Source organism: Streptomyces sp. CA-111067, assembly GCF_050956065.1.
Classification (GTDB): domain Bacteria; phylum Actinomycetota; class Actinomycetes; order Streptomycetales; family Streptomycetaceae; genus Actinacidiphila.
The window spans coordinates 6,459,247-6,478,326 of record NZ_CP192103.1 but is presented as its reverse complement, the minus strand read 5'-3'; the positions used below and the strand labels follow the sequence as shown (position 1 = coordinate 6,478,326).

22 protein-coding genes are annotated in these 19,080 nt (G+C 71.4%); 18 read left to right on the top strand and 4 right to left on the bottom strand.

Annotation, left to right across the window (positions count from 1 at the left end; all coding sequences use genetic code 11):
* Positions 1–10: 10 nt before the first annotated feature.
* From ACQPW6_RS28760 to ACQPW6_RS28675, 18 genes are all read left to right on the top strand, one after another.
* The gene (locus ACQPW6_RS28760; RefSeq protein ID WP_433892597.1) at positions 11–529 is read left to right on the top strand and encodes a hypothetical protein; all 519 of its coding nucleotides are present in this window, start codon (positions 11–13) and stop codon (positions 527–529) included.
* Positions 530–558: 29 nt separating this feature from the next.
* The gene (locus ACQPW6_RS28755) at positions 559–1,023 is read left to right on the top strand and encodes a DUF6238 family protein (protein ID WP_433892596.1); all 465 of its coding nucleotides are present in this window, start codon (positions 559–561) and stop codon (positions 1,021–1,023) included.
* A gap of 51 nt (positions 1,024–1,074) precedes the next feature.
* Positions 1,075–2,580, top strand: coding sequence for a VirB4 family type IV secretion system protein (locus tag ACQPW6_RS28750; protein WP_433892595.1), 1,506 nt, complete (start codon positions 1,075–1,077; stop codon positions 2,578–2,580).
* Positions 2,581–2,595: 15 nt separating this feature from the next.
* Positions 2,596–3,165: a hypothetical protein gene (locus ACQPW6_RS28745; protein ID WP_433892594.1), complete on the top strand. Its 570-nt coding sequence runs from the start codon at positions 2,596–2,598 to the stop codon at positions 3,163–3,165.
* A 40-nt stretch (positions 3,166–3,205) separates the two neighbouring features.
* Positions 3,206–3,442, top strand: a complete 237-nt coding sequence (locus tag ACQPW6_RS28740; RefSeq protein ID WP_433892593.1) for a hypothetical protein — start codon at positions 3,206–3,208, stop codon at positions 3,440–3,442.
* 156 nt (positions 3,443–3,598) lie between these two features.
* Positions 3,599–3,862, top strand: a complete 264-nt coding sequence (locus ACQPW6_RS28735) for a hypothetical protein (protein ID WP_433892592.1) — start codon at positions 3,599–3,601, stop codon at positions 3,860–3,862.
* Positions 3,859–4,422 carry a DUF3560 domain-containing protein gene (locus tag ACQPW6_RS28730; protein ID WP_433892591.1) on the top strand — a complete coding sequence of 188 codons (564 nt, stop codon included), beginning with the start codon at positions 3,859–3,861 and terminating at the stop codon, positions 4,420–4,422. Before ACQPW6_RS28735 ends, ACQPW6_RS28730 begins: the two co-directional genes overlap by 4 nt.
* A gap of 257 nt (positions 4,423–4,679) precedes the next feature.
* Complete coding sequence (locus ACQPW6_RS28725; protein ID WP_433892590.1) at positions 4,680–4,973, top strand: hypothetical protein; 294 nt, start codon at positions 4,680–4,682, stop codon at positions 4,971–4,973.
* A 145-nt stretch (positions 4,974–5,118) separates the two neighbouring features.
* Positions 5,119–6,189, top strand: a complete 1,071-nt coding sequence (locus tag ACQPW6_RS28720) for a hypothetical protein (protein WP_433892589.1) — start codon at positions 5,119–5,121, stop codon at positions 6,187–6,189.
* 26 nt (positions 6,190–6,215) lie between these two features.
* Positions 6,216–6,737: a hypothetical protein gene (locus tag ACQPW6_RS28715; RefSeq protein ID WP_433892588.1), complete on the top strand. Its 522-nt coding sequence runs from the start codon at positions 6,216–6,218 to the stop codon at positions 6,735–6,737.
* A gap of 56 nt (positions 6,738–6,793) precedes the next feature.
* Entirely contained in the window at positions 6,794–7,528 is a 735-nt protein-coding gene (locus tag ACQPW6_RS28710) for a glycosyltransferase (RefSeq protein WP_433894695.1), read from the top strand.
* Positions 7,525–8,037 (top strand): hypothetical protein, encoded by a 513-nt coding sequence (locus tag ACQPW6_RS28705; protein WP_433892587.1) that lies wholly within the window; start codon positions 7,525–7,527, stop codon positions 8,035–8,037. Before ACQPW6_RS28710 ends, ACQPW6_RS28705 begins: the two co-directional genes overlap by 4 nt.
* A gap of 108 nt (positions 8,038–8,145) precedes the next feature.
* Positions 8,146–8,637 (top strand): hypothetical protein, encoded by a 492-nt coding sequence (locus tag ACQPW6_RS28700; RefSeq protein WP_433892586.1) that lies wholly within the window; start codon positions 8,146–8,148, stop codon positions 8,635–8,637.
* Positions 8,634–9,425, top strand: a complete 792-nt coding sequence (locus ACQPW6_RS28695; RefSeq protein WP_433892585.1) for a hypothetical protein — start codon at positions 8,634–8,636, stop codon at positions 9,423–9,425. The genes ACQPW6_RS28700 and ACQPW6_RS28695 overlap by 4 nt, the downstream gene beginning before the upstream one ends.
* Entirely contained in the window at positions 9,422–10,612 is a 1,191-nt protein-coding gene (locus ACQPW6_RS28690; RefSeq protein WP_433892584.1) for a hypothetical protein, read from the top strand. The genes ACQPW6_RS28695 and ACQPW6_RS28690 overlap by 4 nt, the downstream gene beginning before the upstream one ends.
* Positions 10,613–10,704: 92 nt before the next feature.
* A complete protein-coding gene (locus ACQPW6_RS28685) occupies positions 10,705–11,820 on the top strand; it encodes a hypothetical protein (protein ID WP_433892583.1) in 1,116 nt (371 codons plus the stop codon).
* 78 nt (positions 11,821–11,898) lie between these two features.
* Positions 11,899–12,975, top strand: a complete 1,077-nt coding sequence (locus ACQPW6_RS28680) for a hypothetical protein (RefSeq protein WP_433892582.1) — start codon at positions 11,899–11,901, stop codon at positions 12,973–12,975.
* Positions 12,972–14,156: an MFS transporter gene (locus ACQPW6_RS28675; RefSeq protein WP_433892581.1), complete on the top strand. Its 1,185-nt coding sequence runs from the start codon at positions 12,972–12,974 to the stop codon at positions 14,154–14,156. The genes ACQPW6_RS28680 and ACQPW6_RS28675 overlap by 4 nt, the downstream gene beginning before the upstream one ends.
* 105 nt (positions 14,157–14,261) lie before the next feature.
* Here the strand turns inward: ACQPW6_RS28675 and ACQPW6_RS28670 are convergent, their stop codons facing one another.
* The 4 genes from ACQPW6_RS28670 to ACQPW6_RS28655 form a co-directional block, all read right to left on the bottom strand.
* Positions 14,262–15,413 (bottom strand): pentapeptide repeat-containing protein, encoded by a 1,152-nt coding sequence (locus tag ACQPW6_RS28670; protein ID WP_433892580.1) that lies wholly within the window; start codon positions 15,411–15,413, stop codon positions 14,262–14,264.
* 178 nt (positions 15,414–15,591) lie between these two features.
* Complete coding sequence (locus ACQPW6_RS28665; RefSeq protein WP_433892579.1) at positions 15,592–16,062, bottom strand: hypothetical protein; 471 nt, start codon at positions 16,060–16,062, stop codon at positions 15,592–15,594.
* A 147-nt stretch (positions 16,063–16,209) separates the two neighbouring features.
* Complete coding sequence (locus ACQPW6_RS28660; RefSeq protein ID WP_433892578.1) at positions 16,210–18,717, bottom strand: hypothetical protein; 2,508 nt, start codon at positions 18,715–18,717, stop codon at positions 16,210–16,212.
* Between the two features lie 9 nt (positions 18,718–18,726).
* Complete coding sequence (locus tag ACQPW6_RS28655) at positions 18,727–19,071, bottom strand: helix-turn-helix domain-containing protein (RefSeq protein ID WP_433892577.1); 345 nt, start codon at positions 19,069–19,071, stop codon at positions 18,727–18,729.
* Between the last annotated feature and the right edge of the window lie 9 nt (positions 19,072–19,080).

The window sequence follows — 19,080 nt, the reverse complement described above, 5'->3', positions numbered from 1 at the left end:
GGAGTGCCGTGTGCGGGCGGCAAGGCGGGCCGCACTCCTGGCACCTCACTTGGATGCCGACGGCTACGTCGTCGAGGACCGGCGCGCCGTGTACGACGACGCCCGGACCACCAGCGCGGTCGAGGCGGCCGACTGGCTCGACCACCTCACCGCCCGCCTGGAACAGCTCGCCGCCGCACCCCCGCGCTCCGTCTACACCCTGGTCTTCGGCGCCCTCGGCCAGGCACCGGACAGCTTCACCCTCTACGGCACGGACGAAGACGACGCCCTGAACACCCTGCGACAGCTCCCGTCGTTCCTGCGCTGGTCCGAACATCAGGCTTCCACCAGTCCTCCCGGGACCAGCACGGTGGTCGAATACCACGGCGAATGGACCCACCCCCATCTGGCCGCGCCGGGCCACCGCTACGACCTGCGGGCAGAACAAACAGCCGCAGCCACCCGCCCTGCCGCCCGCCGGCCTCCGCCACCCACATCCGAACGGCCCGCGGGCCCGCCTGCCACCGGCACCCCGCCCCACCGACGCTGAACCGCCAAGACCCCATCAAGGAAGCTCATTTGCCCCTGCCCCACGCCGCCCCCGGCGAGTCGCACCCCTACCTGCGGGCCGCCAGCGCGGGACTTCGCCGCCACACCACGACCAGCCGGAATGCTGGCGGCGCCGCGGACCGCGCCCACCTGGACCTGCTGCACGCGCACCTGATCGCCTGCCACCACCTGGTCGACCAGCTCGACACCGCGACCCGGCCGTCCTCGCCGGCCGGCGGACGCCACCTGGCCACCGTTCGGACCCGGTTGTGGCAGGCAGCCGCCGCCGTCCACGACGCCTTCCACACCCTGCCGCTGACCGATCGGGCCGGCACCAGGGAGGTCTGTGATCCGCCGGCACGGCTCGTCGGCGGTCCGCCGTTCGTCACCATCTGCCAGCGCCACCAGGCCGCCGTCCACACCGTGCGCCGCACCACCACGTCCGCCGAGATCGATGCCCCGATCCACGGCCACACCACCACCTGCACCCGATGAACCCACCGGCTGGTCAGCCGGTTCCAACCCGCGAAGGGAGGCAAGCACCTAGTGAGCACCGGTAACCGCCGTCGTAGCAGCGCCAGCGACCTGTTCACCCCGCGCAGCACCAACCGTGCCGCCCGCAAGGCCGCACGGCTCGCCCTGGCCGAGGCCACCGCCCGCGCCCGCGACACCGCCGACCGGGCCCCTGCGGACTCCCTGCTGGTCGAGGCGGAGATGCCCGCCCCTGCCTACCCGGCCGCCGGCCGACCCGGACCGGCATCCGCAAGAGGGGGACGGCTGAAGCTCCCGGCGCACCGGATGACCACCGCCGTCGCCTCCGGCGCCTATCCCTTCCTCGCCGAGGGCGGCCTCGGCGCCGAGGGTGTCTATATCGGCCGCGACGTCCACGCCGAGGCCAGCTTCACGTTCGACCCGTTCTCCCTGTACGGGAAGCTAGAGGGCTTCACCAACCCCAACGTGCTGCTGGCCGGGGTGATCGGGCAGGGCAAGAGCGCCCTGGCGAAATCGCTTGCGCTGCGCTCGGTCGCCCATGGATACCGCATCTACGTGCCTTGTGATCCCAAGGGCGAGTGGACACCGGTGGCCGCCGCGCTCGGCGGTACCACGATCGCTCTCGGCCCAGGGCTGCCGGGAAAGCTCAACCCCTTGGACGCGGCATCCCGCCCCGACAGCACCGCCGAAGACGATTGGGCCAATGAGGTCCGCAAGCGCCGGTTGCTGCTGCTGGGGTCGCTGGCCCGGACCGTGCTGGGCCGGGACCTGCTGCCGATGGAGCACACCGCCCTCGACGTCGCCCTGGACGCCGTCGTCACCACCGCCCAAGCGGCGAACCGCACGCCGCTGCTCGGAGACATCGCCGCCCTCCTCAACACCCCCGACCAGCTCGATGCCGCGGCGGGAGCGATGTCCGGGCGTTTGGGGGACGCTGCCCGCGACGTCGCCCACGCCCTGCGGCGCCTGGTCGCCGGCGACCTGGCGGGCATGTTCGACGCCCCCACCACCGCCGCCTTCGACCCTCGCTCGCCGATGCTCACCATCGACCTGTCCCACCTGGGCGGGTCCGGCGCCGACACCGCCCTCGTCCTCGCCATGACCTGCGCCAGTGCGTGGATGGAGTCGGCGCTCGCCGACCCCCGCGGCGGGCGGCGCTGGATCATCTACGACGAAGCGTGGCGCCTCATGAGCCACGGCCCCCTGCTGGAACGCATGCAGGCCCAGTGGAAACTCAGCCGCGGCCTGGGCATCGCCAACTTGATGGTGATCCACCGGCTGTCCGACCTGCTCACCGCCGGCGACGCTGGCTCCCGCGGACGCGCCCTGGCCGAAGGACTGCTGGCCGACTGCTCCACCCGGATCATCTACCGGCAGGAAACCGACCAGCTCACCGCCGCAGCCGGGCTTCTGGGCCTCACAGGTGTCGAAACCCAGGCCATTTCCGCCCTGCAACGAGGCCGCGGCCTGTGGAAAGTCGCGGGCAGATCATTCGTCGTCCAGCACGCCCTGCACCCCCACGAAGCCCGGCTCTTCGACACCGACGCCAGAATGCACTAGACAAGCAGCGAACCCGTGAATTCCGATATCCGCCGCGACCTCATACCCCGCGACCACACCCTCCACCTTATCGGCTCCCTCGGAGCCCTGAAAAGTGAAATCCTGGGCGCCACCCACCAATGGCACCTGCTGGACGACGCCGGCCATGTGCCGACCGAACCGCCCTTCGCCGAACTGCTCCAGCACGCCGTCGGCGCACAGAACCTCTCCCGCAATGTCCTCCAGCACACCGCCGACTTCGCCCGGAGCCCTCACAGCAACAACCGGGCCGGCAGCGCCGTACTCGCCCACCTCGCCATGGCAGTCACCCTGTCGAGCAACGCCGCACCCCACTTCGCCGAGACCGCGGAGATCGCCCTGGCCCTGCCCCGCTCGACGAACCCCACCGACCGGGAACACCGCGCACACCGCATGGTCATCCGCCACGCCACGGCGCGCGCCTACCTGCGTCGCACCTCGGAATCACTCCAGAACGCGGTCAAGGAACTCGACAGCCACCTCGACCTCCACCGCTTCTTCACCACTGCCTCACCACAGCAGAGCCCGGCGCCTGCGCCGCCCGCGCCAAGTACGCGGCACCGCTAGACCACGCAATCACCACCACTACCCGCACCCAAAGGAGACCGTGAAGCGCCCTGCCGATATGAGCGACAGCGAATGGGCCGACTACCTGCAGTGCCAGGACGAGCACGACGACCTCATGTCCCAGGTCGCCGACCGCGAATACCAGATGGAAAGCCGCCTGATCGACACTTACGACGAGTACGAGTTCGACTTCGGTCCCCTGAACCCGCCCACCCGCAAGATCACTGGCAGCAGGCCGGCACCGAGCCCGCCCCAGCCACCCTCCAGGAGGAGATAATCCCACCCCCCCCCCCACACGATCGTCCCGATACCCGGCGACCACGAGCGGCAGGCCCGAACCCGCGACCAGAGCCGGCCGGCCATACCGCGGCACGCGCCTTCACTGTTCCACCCCCGGCGCACCCTCCACCTCGGAGATGGCCCAGGGGTGCCGATGGACCGCGCCACCGACTCCGACCTCTTGGAATGGGGCCGGCAGTCCACCAGGAACGCGACCCGGACAAGGGCGGCGAACACCGCCCTTCAGAACTACGTCACCGAGCGCATCGACGCCTTCCGCGCCTACCCCGAACTCGTTCACCTCGGCGAACTCGAACGGATCGTCTTCGGCTACGTCAGCGACCCCGACGAGAAACAGCCCTCCGGCGCCGCTCAGCCGCGCGCGGTTGCCCATAACCGAACCGGAGAACCGCAGTGACCGCTCATGACGCGGCGGCAGCCGCCGCTCGCGCGCAGAAGCGGGCTGACGAACTGGCCGCCGCGGCCGAACGCCTCGAAGCCTCCGCGTCGGCCGGATACGGGCGCTTCGACCGCGGCCAGCCGGTCCTGCTGGGTCACCGTTCCGCACGGTCGGCGCTGAGGGACCGGGATCGGGCCGACAGCCAGACCCGGCGTGCCATCGCCGCCCGCCAGGACGCCCGCCGCGCCCAGGCAGCCGCCAACCTCGTCCGCGACGAGGCCCAGGTCGCAGCAGTGCGCGCCCAGCAGTCCCGGCCCTGGGCCCGCGGCGACTTCCAGCCCGGCGACGCCGTCGAGGTCCGCGTCGGCCGCCGCACCGAGAAGTACCGCGTGGTGCGCGCCAACGCCAAGACTCTTACCTGCCGCAACGCCTTCACCATCGACGACACGAAGAAAACGTACGACCGGGTGCTGTCCCGTACCCGGGGCGGCGTGACCACCACCGACCCCGGGCCCGCCCTGCCGCCCGCCCCGGCACCCGCCCCGAACAGCAGCACGGCGCCCCGCCAGGCCCGCTGACCGCAAAGCGCGGCTCTCCACCTCGAGCCCGCCTCCAGGAGGCTCACCTGGCCACCCGCTCCTGTATCGCCCGCCCTACCGGCACCGGGTACCGCGGCATCTACGTCCACGACGACGGCTACCCCAGCAACCACCTCCCGCTGCTGCTGGCCGCCTACCAGTACCGCTTCGCCCGCGACACCGAGGCGCTGGGCCGCTATCTGATCGACACCGACGCGATCGGTTGGGACTACCTCGGCGACGATCTGCTGGACGGCGTGACCAGCGACCTTCGAGCCGCGCTCGACCCGTACTCGATCGGGCCCAGCAAGCCCACCGACAGCTCCCGCGTCCTTACCAGCGACGGCAGCCCTCCCTTGCGCATGGTCTTCGACGAGTCCAGCGCACCCGACCGGCTGGAGTGGGCCTACGTGCTGAGCCCGCCCGGCATCGAGGTCATCGCCCTGACCGAGGACACCCGCGGCCCGGTCGTCGGCTGGGACAGCGCCCCCCTCCTCTCCTACAGCGACGAACCCCAGCTGTGGGGAAACCGGACGCGCCCATACCGCTGACCGGCCCGCGACCCATGGCTCCCGGCCTGACCGCCACCCGCCCATCAACCGCCGTACCGACTTCCGCTCAACAGCCCACCACCCACCGCTGAACCACTCCGCGCCGAGCCCCTCCCCGACGCGTGCCGATTCCGTCCACTACTCCTTGGAGCAGTTCATCTCCCGCATCACCCGCCTGACCCTCACCGCTGCCGCGACCGCCTGCCTCGGGCTGACGGCATCCGCCTGCGACAGCAGCACCGGCACTCCGGCGCCGGGTCAGCCCCGCACCCGTGCCAGCGCGAAGCCTTCGCCGCAGCCCACCGTCACGCCCGCCCTGGACCGGCAGGCCGCCCTGGAGCTGATCCGGCATTACTCCGCGGTCAACAACCAGGCCAACGCCCACGACAACGCCCGGCTGCTGGACACCGTGGAGAACGACGCGCTGTTCGCGATGTCGGTGGGCGGCTACAAGCAGGACTCCGGCACCCCGGCCAAGGACCGCAAGCCCTACAAGCCGTGGTCGTACGACACGGCCACCGCGCGCCTGTACATCCCGAAGTTCCTGCCCGGCACTCCGCGGTGGTTCGCCGCCGGGCTCACCCAGACCGGCACCAAGCACCAGAGTCTGGTGGTGTTCGCCCAGCAGCCGGACCGGAGTTGGCAGATGGTCCTGGCCCCGGACCTGGACGGGATGCCGCTGCCGGACATCGCGCTGGACGCCCAGGGCTACGCCACCGCGGTCGCGGCCGACGGAAGCGACCAGCCCGGCTTCGACGCCGGCAAGCTCCGGACCGGCATCACCGACAACTTCGCCACCGGAGGCAAGAACAGCGGGCAGCAGTTCTTCACCCCGACGCCGGCCAGCAGGCGGCAGACCGGCATCCACGACAAGGACATCCACCGGCTCGGGAAGAAGGGCATCACCGCCTTCGCCGCGGCCAACAACGTCTGGAACACCGCCTACGGCCTGAAGACCGCCGGCGGCGGCGCCGTGCTGCTGTTCGCGCACACCCACACCCAGACCGACACCCTCGCTCCCGGCTGGCAGCTCACCTCCGGCCCCGACACCAGGGCGTGGCTGGGCAGGACCCCGCGAACCGCCGTCACCGACACCTTCGTCTGCAACGACGCCGCCCTGATCCCCACCCCGACCGCGAAGGCGCAACTGCTGGGCTACGGGTGCGAGCTGACCGGCGCCGACGGCCCGCCTGCGACCCCCATGATCCGCGCGTAGCCGTAACGCCGCACCAAACGGAGGACTTGCCGCTGTCCCCGAACCCCGACTTCGAGCTGTACGACAACGTCGGCCGCACCACCGAGCAGATCCACGCCCACAACACCGGCAGCCCCACCGCTGACGACCTGCAGCGGTGGGATGCTGCTGCGGCGAAGCCGCTGATCGACGCAGCCGGACTGCCACCTTCCGGCCATGGCATCGCGGGCTGGACCGACCTGCTCGGCCAGGCCGCCACGGGCAGCCACTTCCACGGCATCGCCAGCGCCGTGCTCGACCACGACGAGGGCGCGGTCGCCCGGCTCCACCAGTTCCTGGTGACCGCCGCCACCTGGTACGACGAGCGCGGCGACCAGACCAGCAGCCGGCACTACCAGGGCCTGGCCGACCGGTTCGACGAGCTGGCCGACGACATGGTCCAGCTCACCGAAGACCTCGCCCGCACCGCCTACCACCACACCACAACGGCTGCCCGGGCAACCCGACCTGAGCCGTCGCCTGCACCCCCGCCCGCCCCGCCCGGTGCCGGCAAGCCGCCCCGCCGCTGACCACCGTCGGCTTCAACCCGAACGGAGCACTCGCGATACCCGACGTCACCGTCGTCATCGCCACCCGCCTACGCCCCGAACGCCTCGGTTATCTGAACGAGTTGCACGCCAGCCTCGACGCGCAGGACGCCGACTGGGAGGCCGTTCTCGCCCTCGACGGGGCCGATCCCGCGCTGCTGCCGGCCCCGCTGGCCGCGGACCCCCGTGTCCGCGTGCTGGCCCTGCCCCGCCCGGTCGGCGCGGCCTGCGCCCGTAACCTCGCCGTCAACCTCGCCCGCGGGAAGGCCCTGACCTGGGCCGATGACGACGACGTTCTTCCCAGGTGGAGTTTGAGCAGCCGCCTGCACCACCTGGACAACACCGGCCTCGGGTGGGTCGCCGGTTTCAGCGCTGATCTCCACAGCGACGGCTCTCTTCACCTGTGGCGGTGTCCGGTGCCGCCGGGCCGGCACGAGCCGGGCGCGGTGTGGTCGTACTGGCCCACCCCCCGCCACACGATTCCGATCGGCCCGACGACGATCATGGCCCGCACCGGCTTGTGGTCCGCGATCGGCGGCATGGGCGGCCTCGTCCAGGGCGAAGACTACTGCGCACTGAAGGTCACGCATCTGGCGGCCGGGGAGCTGCTGCCGCAGGTCGTCTACCACTACCGCAAACACGATTTCCAGCTCACGAAGCAAGCCGACTACGACGAACTGGAAGACGCGGCACGGCTCTTCGCCTGGAGATCGGGAAACGACCTGGCCTCCGTCCTGCACCTCCAGCCGCGTGCCGGCCTGCGGGCCGCGTGACGGGCAATACCGTCGAGCCGCGCATCCTCGGCTACCTCGCCCGGCGGCTCGCAGACCTGATCGACATCCTCCCCGCTGACCCTGCGGCGATCGACCTGGCCACCGCCGCCGATCACGTGGCACGGCTGAGCTACGACACCGAGCGCGCGACGGCCTGGATCAACACCGCCCTCAACAGCGCAATTCCCGTACCGCTGCCGCAGCGGGAGGCCATCGAGCAACTCACCGACGCGATGATCCCGATGGCCGACGCCCAGCAGGCCCTGACCCGGGCACTGGCGCATGTCGCGTACGGCTACCGCACTGCGGCGATCCCCGGCGTCGGGCACAGCCACCTGCGCGCGGACGAGACCACGTCCCGGATCATCGCCGCCGACTTCTACGCCCGGGCCCGCGGCCACCTCGCCAAGGCCACCGCGGACCTTCGCCGTGGTCCGCGCCCCGCGCTCCGAATCCCGGCGCCGCACGCAGCGCCGGCATCCGCCCCGCGTACCGGCCCGCGCCGCTGACCCCACACCCCGCTCCGTACGAATACGAAGAGGAGAGCCACCTCGGCCACCCCCGACACCCCGCCCACCGCATCAACAGAAGGACCGTCGGCCTCGCCGGTCGACCGCATGTCCCGCTTCGCCACCGCGCTGGCCGCCCGGCTTCCCGGTACCTGGACGAGCTCGGATCTGGACTGGTCCGACCAGGCCGAGCGGCGGCGGGTGACGGACTTCCTGTGGGACCACGCCGCCATGGACCACGTCGTCTTCACCTACTACCTGACCCGCGGCGCGCTGCTGACCGCGAACGACTTCACCCAGCTCCTGATCATCGACCGTCCCACCAGGCCCGGGCAGTTCTTCGTCGGCGCCCTGCACCCGCTGGGCATCGACATCACCGGCCGTGACGACGTGCCGCTGACCCCGCACGGCATCGCCGTCACCTCCCACCCCGCCAAGGCCGCACACCAGGTCCGCTCCCGGCTGCTGCCGGCCTACTACGCCGCGTTTACCGCCCTGCTGGGCCCGCCCCCCTCGCCGCACCACCTCACCCCGGCCACCCTCTTCGCCGGCGTGCCGGTGCCTGCGGCCACGCCGACCGCCGCGGGAGCCCGCCGGTGAACAACGCCATGCTGAGCATTGCTCCGCGCTACCTGGCCGCCAGCTCGGTCGAGGACCACCACGCCCACCTGGTTCACCTGGCGAAGACCGCGGCGTGGACGCTGCAGGCCACCGCAACGGTCACGGCCGCGACCAGCCCGTGCGGACTGGTGACCGTGCTCGCCGACCGCCCCGACAACCCGGACGCCGCGCACCTGTTCCTCAGCTCCCGCACCCACCCGGCCCGGCCCGCACGGTGGAAGGCCACCCTCGGCGGCGACCTGCCGGTCGAGTTCCTTGCCGCGATGACCACCGTCCTCAGCGCCGAACTGCTGCGCGACCCCGACTACGTGATCTACAACCTGCCGCGCGACGGCCGCCTGGTGGCCCTGCCCGGGCCCGGCATCGCCGGCTGGGACTACCACGCCGACCCCAACCTGGTGGAATGGGAGACCCGCCACCGCGGCACCCGCGCCATGGCACTCCTGCGCGACCGGGACTCCACAGCGCCGCTGCTCGCCGGCGGCGAGGACACCCTGATGATGGCCGCCGCCACCCTGACCGCGCCCGGGGGCACGGAGGTGATCTGGTGGGCCGGGTTCTCCCACGACATCCCGGCACCGGTCACCGCCGCCTTCCTCACCACCCTCCTGGACCCGGATCCGGTCGCCCGCCCCGCCGACAGCTTCCTTCGGCCCGACCTGCTGCCCCTGCTCACCACGCACCGGGTCACCGCCACATCGGCAGGAACCCATCCGCCCGGCCCGGCCAGACGGTGGGGACTCAACCGCGGGCCGGGGGGCCGGTGAGCGGCACCGCGCTGCCGGCCGGGACCCGGATCACCCTGGCGTTCAGCACCCGTACCGGGATCGTCGCCGTCACCAGCGGCACCCGCTACCAGGAGGCGGACACGCTGCTGACAGCGGCTGGGTTCCGCAGGCGGGAGGACGGCACCAGCACCCTGGGCACCGCGGATCCGGACGCGGCCCGGCGGGCGCTGACCGCCCTGACCCGGCTGGCCGCCGACCAGGACATCACGCTGACCGCCAGCAGCCGGGTCTGGCTGGGCGACACCGCCACCCGGATCACCGCAGCGCTGCCCGGAGAGTGGCACACGAGGATCGAGGTCTACGCCCTGCCCGTCTGGCAGCAGGACCTCGACGGGTGCCTGTGGGACGCTGGCGACCTCATCGCAGCAGTACGAAGCGAGCGCATCCCCTTCGGATCGGTGCTCACCGACGCCCGGGGTACTCAGCTGCTCGTGGTGGACAAGCCGGGCACCGACGGCGAACTCCTGGTCGGCGCGCTCGCTCCGGGCGGCCTTGACGGCCCGTTCGCCGGCGACCCGGCCGCCCCGCCCTCCCTGACCGTGCCGGCCGATCCCGCTCTGGCCGCTCAGGCGATCACCACAGCCCTGCTGCCCGCCTACCAGCAGGCCGTCTACCAGCGCCGGGTCCAGGAAGTCGGGGACCGGCTCGGCCATGCTCTGTCCGCGGAGATCGCCCGCGTCCTGGTCCGCGGATCATGGCCGCCGGATGACGGGACCGGGATCGGCGCGGTCATCCTCGGCGGGCTCGAACACGCCCACCACGAGGCGCTGTGGGACGACTTCCGATCCTTCCTCCAGCACGGACCCCACCTGCTGGACCACCTGGACACGGTCGCCGCGCGCCTGCGGCCGACCGAGCAGCCCGCAGTGAACGCCCTGCGCGAAGCGCTCCAGCACGGCCTGCGTGTCAACAGTCAGTGGCTGGACACCGTGCGCCGCATGCGCGAGAACGACGGCACCCTGGCCGGCACGACCTACGCCCAGGCCGCAGCCCAACGCACCGCCGACGCCCGGCCGGCGCTGGCCGCCTGGCTCGAACACGGCCCGGCCCTGGTCGACCTCGCCCACCGGCACCCGCCCGCCGCCGGTCGGCCGGCGACACCACGCGCGCTTCCACCCACCCCTCCAGCCGACCCGCCCGCGAAACGCCGCGGCACAGCCCCCTGACCACGCCCACCCACCGACGAAAGGCCCCTCGCATTCCCGCAGATCCGACCCCGGCACCCGAACTGCTGCTGGGCCACCTCACCGGCTTCGCGGTGCGCTATCACGTCGAACACCTCGCCTGCGCCACCACGCTGCGGCAACTGCCCCGGGCCTACGGGGAGATCACCAACACCAGGGCTGCCCGGCAGGCCGTCGAGCACCGCAACCGCCAGGTGACCGACGCCTTCACCACCCATCTGCTCCCGCACACCGCCGACCTGGTCCGCCTCGCCCGGCAGGGTCTCGACGCGATGCCGCCCGCCCGCCACCACACCGGATGGCGGCTGCTGTTGGACGACCTGGACCACGCCACCGAACATATCCGCGGCATCCTTGCGGCACCTGCCCAGCGCACCGGCCAACTGGTCCGCACCCGTGCACAACTGTGGCCGTACCTGACGACCTGGGCCGAGCACTCGCTGATCGTCCGCGACCTGGCCGGCCAGAACGGCGCCGCCGCGGTTCCGGTACTGCCCGTAGCCGAGCAGGAGCAGTTGACCGCGCTGGCCCTGGCGGCCCGCGACCGAGGGGAGCTGGAGCCGTTCGATTCCTGGCACGACGCGGCCGGCCGCCGGATCACCCTGGCCTACCTCATCGAGAACGACGACTCCACCATCCTGGCACTGGCGGAAGACCCCGGCGGCGACCTCAGCGTCCTGGGCCGGTTCGAAACCGAGTACGAAGCGGGCCAGGCCAGCCCGCCCCAGGTCCCGGCCGGAGTGCTGCGGCCCGATGCACCCTGGCGCACCGAACACCCCCAGCCCGAGGGCGAACTCGGCGCCCTCATCCAGGACGTCATCACCTCCTCGCACACCGGGGACGTCGCCCGCTCCATCGCCGAAGCCGTGGACGACGACGACCGCCAGCGCGGCCCGCTCCCGCAACTCGCTGCCTTCCTGCGCGTGTGCGCGGAGTTCGCCGACGCCCTCGACACCGATGACGGCCGCAAGACCGCCGCCCGCCTGACCGTGCTCGCCGCCCAGACCGACACCCTCACCCAGGAACTGCACTCTGCCGGTGAAGAACTCGGTGCGCAGGTCGCTGTCCTGCCGCCGTACCGGGTGCCACGCCCAAGGCACGTCGCCATGCCGCCCGGCCCGGCGCTGCAGACCACCTCGCCACCCCCGGCAGCCGGCAACGCGCCCCTGGCCGGCGCACGAAGGAAGTAACCCACCCCGCCCGACCCCGTTGACGCCAGGCGATTCCTCCAGAAAGGCGGCATGCAGCCAGATCCCGATCCGATTCAGGTGACCTTCTCACGCCCCGGCGGCCGGGTGACTGCCCGCACCAGCGGACCCTTCGACCGGGCGGACCGCGCCCCGGCCTCCGCCCAGGAGCACGGGTACGCGCATCTGACCACCGCGCTGCGGCAGCGCGGTGTGGAGTGCACGGTCGAGTACGGCTTGTCCGACTACATCGTGTGCGCGGAACTCCCCGACCACAGCACCATGATCATCTCCCCGCCGCAGGAACCACCGGCCGATCACCCGCCCGGCCACCCGCCCACCTGGCTCGTCACCCGCAGCCACCCCTACGACACGGCCGTTCACAGCGTCGTGTACAGCTCCGAACCCGGCGGCCCGCACGCCCAGCACCAGGGAGAAGTTCCGCCGCTCCTGGCTGCCATCGACACTTTCCTGGACCAGCTCGGCCTTGAGCCCCGGGGCCCCATGGCCGCCTTCGCCCGGTTCAATGCCGCGGACGCGATCCTGCACCGCGCCGGTTTCGTCTCCGAGGTCACCCACTACGGCCGGTTCCACCGCCTGCCGGCCACCATGACCGACCCCGCCGAGCAACGCCGCGCCGTAACCCGCGCCTTCGACGCCCTCCAGGCCGGCGGCATCACCGTCTCCTGCGACCCCGATCTGCTCGACCCCAATGTCCCGATCCTCCACGATCACGAGCAATATCTCGGGGATCAGCTCGCCGATCTGGCCCGGTCCATCGCCCGCGCGGACCACACCACCCAGGTGGTCTCGGCGCTGAGCGAGCTGACCGCGCCCGACGACGGCGTCTTGGACCGCATCACCGAGTTCCTCAACTCCACGGCCGGCTGGTGGGAGGGCCTGGTCGAGCCGGCCGATCCGCTCCATGCCGACCATTTGCGCCGGATCGCCCGCACGCTGACCGTCTCCTTCCTGGAGATCCGGAAGCTCCGCGACACCCTGGCCGACCGCCACACCGCACACCCGCTAAGGCCCCGCCCCGACAGGCTTCAACCGGCGGCAGCCCGCGCCGGCACCGCGCTCGCCTCGGTGTCGAAGGCCCCGCCCGCAACCGCCATTCGCACGGCTTCGCCGACCGTATCCCGGGCGCGATCATGAAGGCCCCCAATGTCGTGCGTCTGCTGGCCGGGACACTGCTCGGCCGGCTGCCCAACGGCATGGCGCCGCTGGCGATCCTCCTCCTCGTCAAGGCCGACGGCGGCACGCTCGCGCACGCCGGGGCCCTGTGCGCGCTCTACGGTCTGGCCGCCGCCCTTGGGCAGCCGGCCCTGGGCCGCCTCGTCGACCGGCACGGCCAGACCCTGGTCACCGGCAGCACCACAGCGCTGACCACGGCGGCCCTGCTGGCACTGCCGGCCACCCTGGATGCCGGTCAACCGGCCGCCGCGAACGCCCTGGTGGTCCTCGCGGGACTGAGCACGCCACCGTTGGAGGCGGGGCTGCGGGCCCTGTGGCCGTCCGTGCTGCCCGACCCCGAGCAGCGGCGGGCCGCGCTGGCGGTCGACACCGGCAGCCAGGGCCTGATCTACATCGCCGGACCACCCCTGACCGTCGCTCTCGCCCACGCCTTCAACCCTGCGACCGCCCTGGTCGCGGCGGCACTGGCGGGGCTCTTGGGTGCGGCGGTCGTCTTCAGCTCCGGGCCCTCACGCACCTGGCGGCCCACCGGCCGGCGGGCCTCGCTGCTCGGCCCGCTGCACCATGGCGGTCTGCGCCGGCTGTTCACCGCGCTGAGCGGTACGGGCTTCGCCCTGGGGGCCCTGACCGTCTGGGCCGTCTCGGCTGCCGACCGGCAGCACGCTTCGTGGCTGGCCGGCACCGTGCCCGCCGCTCTGTCGGTCGGCAGCGTCGCCGCCGGCGCGCTCCTGGCGCGCCGCGTCCTTCCTGGCGCTCCCGCCGCCCAACTCCGGTGGGCATCGGCGGTCTTCGCGGCGAGCTGGCTGCCGCTGCTGGCCGACCCGGCCCCCTGGTCTGCCGTCGCAGCCGTGCTGGTTCCCGGCGCGGTCCTGACCCCGCTGGTCACCAGCGCGTTCCTCACCACCGAAACGCTCACCGCGCCCTGGATGGTGACCGAGGCGTACGCGTGGCTGATCGCCGCCGTCGGCACCGGCCAGGCAGCCGGCACCGCCCTGGCCGGCCTCACCGCGCACAGCGCACGGGCCACCGCCGCGCTGCCCGCCCTCGGCGCCGCGTTCACCGCCGCGGTGCTGCTCACCTCCCACCACCGCATGACCCCCGCCCCGCACCCAACCCACCGCAAGGAGAACCCAACTTGGTAGTTGTGGGTAGGTACGGCTATTGAAAGGTGCGGAATGCCCCGGGCAGAGGCGCGCGGCCGAGGCAGCCGCACTTCGACTAAGCCTTGGCCTTTGGCGACATAGCTTCTACGCAGAACGCAAGGGAGGGACTTGCCAGAACATCGTTGAAGGCTGTAGCAGAGGCAGTGGCTCGGGGCCAGGGTCTTCGGTGGTGATGACTCCGGCATCTGCGGGGTCGAAGCCGCTCGGCCAGCGGGTGTGATCGCTGGCCAGAGCATCGGTCAGTTGTGCCTGGAGAAGGTCGGCCGTAGTCAGGTCGGTGCCGCGCAAGTCGGCCATGCGGAGGTCGGCGTTGCGGAAGATCGCGCCCCGGGCGTCTGCCTTGCGAAGGTTCGCCTCGCGCAGGTCGGTCTCGGTGAAGTCGGCTTCGCGCAGGTCCGCGCTGACCAGTTTCGCGCCCCGCAGGTCGGCCAGAACGCAGCGAGCCCGGCGGAGAATCGCCGTGGTGAAGTTGGCGTGCCGCAGGTTGACCGAGACCAGCGAGGACTGCGTCAAGTTGGCATGGTAGAGGCCGGCCGCCTCCATGCAGGCGCGGTCGAAGTTGATCTCGGGCAGCCACAGCCCGTCGCAGTCGGCCCGCCGAAGGTCGGTGGAACTGAGGTTGAGCCAGGGATTGTCCCGGTGATGTTGGCACAGCACGCCGAGAGCAGTCAGCGCCACCTGAGTATCGGCGGCACGGGACTCCAACGGCGCGACATCGTTGATGGACACGTTCGCCGCTGATCCCGGCCCCGTGGGCGTCCAGGGCAGGTGCGTACGCAGGTACGCGGCCTGGATCGAAATGACGGCCTCACGGTCCCTGGCGGACTGCTCTCCGATCTGCCACAGCGCGTGCAGGCCGCCGATGCGCACATCCTGCTTGTCGCTGCCGAGTTGGTCGACAGCCCGGCTGAACCGGTCAGTGACGTACCCCAGTTGGGCAGCGCGCAGGCCCTCCTGACTCACCCGCAACTGCCGCCAGGTGGCATACGCCCCGAAGAGCACAACCAGACCACCGACCACCTGCAACAGCGTCGTACGCACGTCGTTGACCGCGCTCAGGCGATCTTGCGGGGCCACAGTCGCCCCGGCGAGATCATGGTCGACCACCACACCCGGCACGAAGACGAACACCGCACCGAAAACGACCAATCCCGCAGTCCCGACCAGCAGTACCAGGCCCGCACGATGCCCGGCCCACCGGCCACGCCAGCCCCCGTCGGAGCTTCCCGTCTCCATGGACAAGCGAGCCTAGGGCGCGCTCAAGTTCCGATCAACACCCTGATCGAACGGCTCTACTCTCCGCAGCGGGCGGACGGCCATGGCCGCCGACCCGATTCAAGTAGGGGCACGGAGAGGTCCAGAGGAACGCGAGAGCGTCCCCGCCACCTTCCGCACGAAGCGGGAAGGCCGAGCGTCACGACGCCAGCGCTTCGCGCGCTGCGGTCATGAAGGCCGCCTTCCGCGTCCCCAGATGCTCGTTCACCTCGGCATCCCCGATCTCCCGCCAGACAGCCTGGTTCAATGCGTGACCGTAGGAGCGGACCGGCTCCTGCAACGACTCGTCGCACAACAGCATCACGTTTCCCGACGCGGTCCACAACGAGGTCATGACGGCCCGCGCCCCCGTCATCCAGCCGCTCTCGTCATCGCCCCACGGTTCAGGGCGGCTGTACGCGGCGCGTTCAGCCCCCTGCGCGCTCACGATGAAGTCCTTGAGCACCTGAAGCTGCTCCGCCCGCCGGCTCTGCGCTGTGACAGAAGCCTGCCTCCGCTCCTCGACCCGCTCGGCGGACCGCTGAGCGGCACGCTCCACGTACGCGGCCAGCCCGCCTCCCAGTGCGACACCGACAAGCGGCAGTGCAGATGACCAGACATCGCCTGTCAACAAGACACCCCCTCCTGGATCTGCACGTACATCATCCTGAACTTCGTGCCGCAGGGCGGAGAACTGAGCCAAATCGATAGGGCGCGATTGCACAGCAACGCGGAGAGCACTCGGATCCTGATGGTGCAAGTGGAAGACATTTTCTGGTCACCGACGGCTGAGCCGCGCAGCGTAGTCGGCGCCGAAGCCCTGGCTCTCGCGTGTCCAGTTGTCTCCGGTGGATTGGTGGAAGCCGAGCAGTCGGCTGATGACGACGGCGGGCAGCTCGGAGGCGATGTCCATCAGCGACGCGTGGCGTGCGAGCCGGGGCGGGACCCCGATCGCCTTCAGGCGACGTCCGAGGGTGTTCGGGTTGATGGGCTGTCCGGGGTAGATGCTGTGGAACAGCCACTTGGGCTCCTCAAGCGGGACGGTGGCTGCGCGGCCACCTCGTCGTTCGACGAGTTGGCGGAGCAGATCGTCCAGGGGCGCGGGGGTCTCGACGGGGACACTCCCGAGTTTCACAGCGAGCGTGTCACCGCGGTCGAGGATTTGCTCGGTGGTGAGGCGGCTGATGCGGCCCACAGGCTGGGCGAACAGCAGCAGGAGCAGGCCGGCGGCCCGGTCGGCGACCTGGAGTTGCTCGTCGTGGATGAGGCGTCGGACCAGCGCCCAGCGTTGGTCCTTGCCGATGATGCGCGCGGCGAAGTAGTTGCTGATGACCGGCGCGGTCAGTGGTCGGCTGTGGCCGCGCCTGCTGGTCCACGCCAGGAAACCGCGGACGGTGGCGCGGGTGGTGGGGCCCTGGCTGAGCCAGGCGTCCACGTGGTCCTGGGTGCAGGCGGCCAGGGTGGTACCGCCGTCGTGGAGCCATTCCAGCAGACGTGCCACGTTGCGGATCTCGATCCGGACAGTCTCGGCTCGGCCGTGGGTGACCAACCCCGCGGCGGGCTGGCGGCGGAGTCTGCGCAGGGGCTGCCAGTTCGTGTAGTTGCGCAGGGTCCGGCGCTCCTCGGCGGATGAGACGCGGGCGATCGTTTTGGCCAGCCAGCGTTCCAGCCGGGCCAGTTGCTCATCGCGGGCTGGCAGGGCTCCCGCGGCGACCAGCGCGGCCCGCAGATGCTCCACGGTCGGCGCGGCGGCGAAACGGTCAAGGACCTCGTGGGTGACCGGGCCGCCCTGAATCGCCAGGGACTGTAGAACGGCACGGCGGGCGGGAACCTCGTGGATCCAGTGCAGCACAGTGCGGGGCGGCGGATTCAGCAGTGCCTGGAAGACCGGTTCTAGTTCCGGGCGCATCGGACAGTCTGGCGTGCTGAGTACGTCGCGCAGGTCGGCGGCGCGTACGCAGGAAGCACAGCGCCGGCGCCGGTAGAGCCGTTCGAGGGATCCGCACTGGGCGCAGATACGTTGGGCGGCCGGATGCTTGGACCAGCAGGTCTGGCACATGGGTTCGCCCTCGGGTGTCCGGCCGCGGGTGCGGAAGATCCCGCCGCAGCCGGCGCACGGCTTGGGCTTGTTGCCGCACGCCGAACACAGCGGCTCGCCGGTGGCGGTGCGGTTGTTGACGCGCCGGTGCTTGCCGCAGTCGGCGCACAGGGCTTCCTTACGCTCCTTGGCGCTGCAGGGCAGGCACTTGGGGGCGTCGGTGGCAGCGAAGTAGCAGGGCCGGTGTTCACCGCAGGTGGCGCAGGTCGCGGTGGGGATCGCCCGGCAGGCGGCGCAAATGCCTCCGTCGTCGGTGCGCGACGTGATGAACCGCAGCGTGCCGCAGATGCTGCATGGCCGGTGGTTGAGGGTGTCGTGCTGACGGCAGGTGATGCACAGGGGCTGGCCGTCGAAGCGGCGTCCGCCGAGGGGCCGGCGGCGTCCGCAGACGGTGCACGTCTCGATCTTGGTCTGTTGCTTGCACGGCCCGCAGCAGCGCAGTCCGTCGCGATGCGCCTTCAGGTCGGTGGCGCGCTGGCAGAACGGGCAGGTCTGGATGATCACCCCGCGGGCTCCGTGGTCGATCAGTGCCCGGGCCAGGGCGGAGGTCTTGGGTGGTCCCTGGCCGCCGCGTCCGGTCAGCAGGTCGGGGATGTCCTCCAGTGCCCATAGCAAGCGCAGCTGGCCTTGCCGGGTCCGATCGACCGAGCCGATGACCTGCAGGGCGGTCTGGAGGGAGACGTCGAAGGGGCCGGCGGCGATCTTGGCGGCCAGTTCCTGGGCCGGGTCGGTGGAACCCCAGGGCGGATGGGCCCGGCATCGGGGCCGCCCGGCCCGGTCACGTCCGGCGAAGGTGGTGCTGCCGCAGATCACGCAGGGGTTGGCGCGCGCGACGCGGCGGTTGCTGCAGGCACCGCAGATGCGTGCGCCGTCACCAAGGGCGCTCAGCGGGCGCTCACGTCCGCAGTCGCCGCAGCAGGGCAGTACCAGCTGATGGGCGCCGGCTTCGCGCAGTGCCCGCACGAGTCGTTCGATCGCACGCGGCCCTTCAGGACGACCGGACGTCAGCAGGTCCGGACTGGCCTGAAGGACGGCGGCGAGAGCGCGCAGTTGGGGCCGCTGACGGAAGACCCGGCCCAGCAGAGCGGCGACGTCGATTCGCTCGCAGGCGGGGTCGGCTGACCGGACGATCTCGCTGATCACGGCCTCGGGCTCGGTAGCGGAGCGCGGCAGTTCGGGCTCAGGCACGACCGGCGCCTACTCGGGCACGATCCGGGCCCGCTTGGGCCGGGAGCCACCGAGCCCGCAGTCCTTCCCGGACGCCATCCCGCCGTCAGCCGTGGCGCTTCGGCGGTGCCGCGTACCAGCCGCCGCGACGGGTTCGATGAGCTCGTCCATGCTGCAGCCCAGGATGTCGATCAGGGCCATGAGGGTCTTCAGGCTCAGCCGCTCGGGCCGTTCCACCACCAGGCGGTAGGTCTGGCTGGGCGACAGGTCGATGCCGCGTTCGGCCAGCAGGGGGCGCAGGTCGGTGGTGGAGAACATGCCGCGGGTGGCCATCACCTCCCGCAGATGCCAGCGGTAGTCCAGCTTCCGTGCCACGTCGTCTCC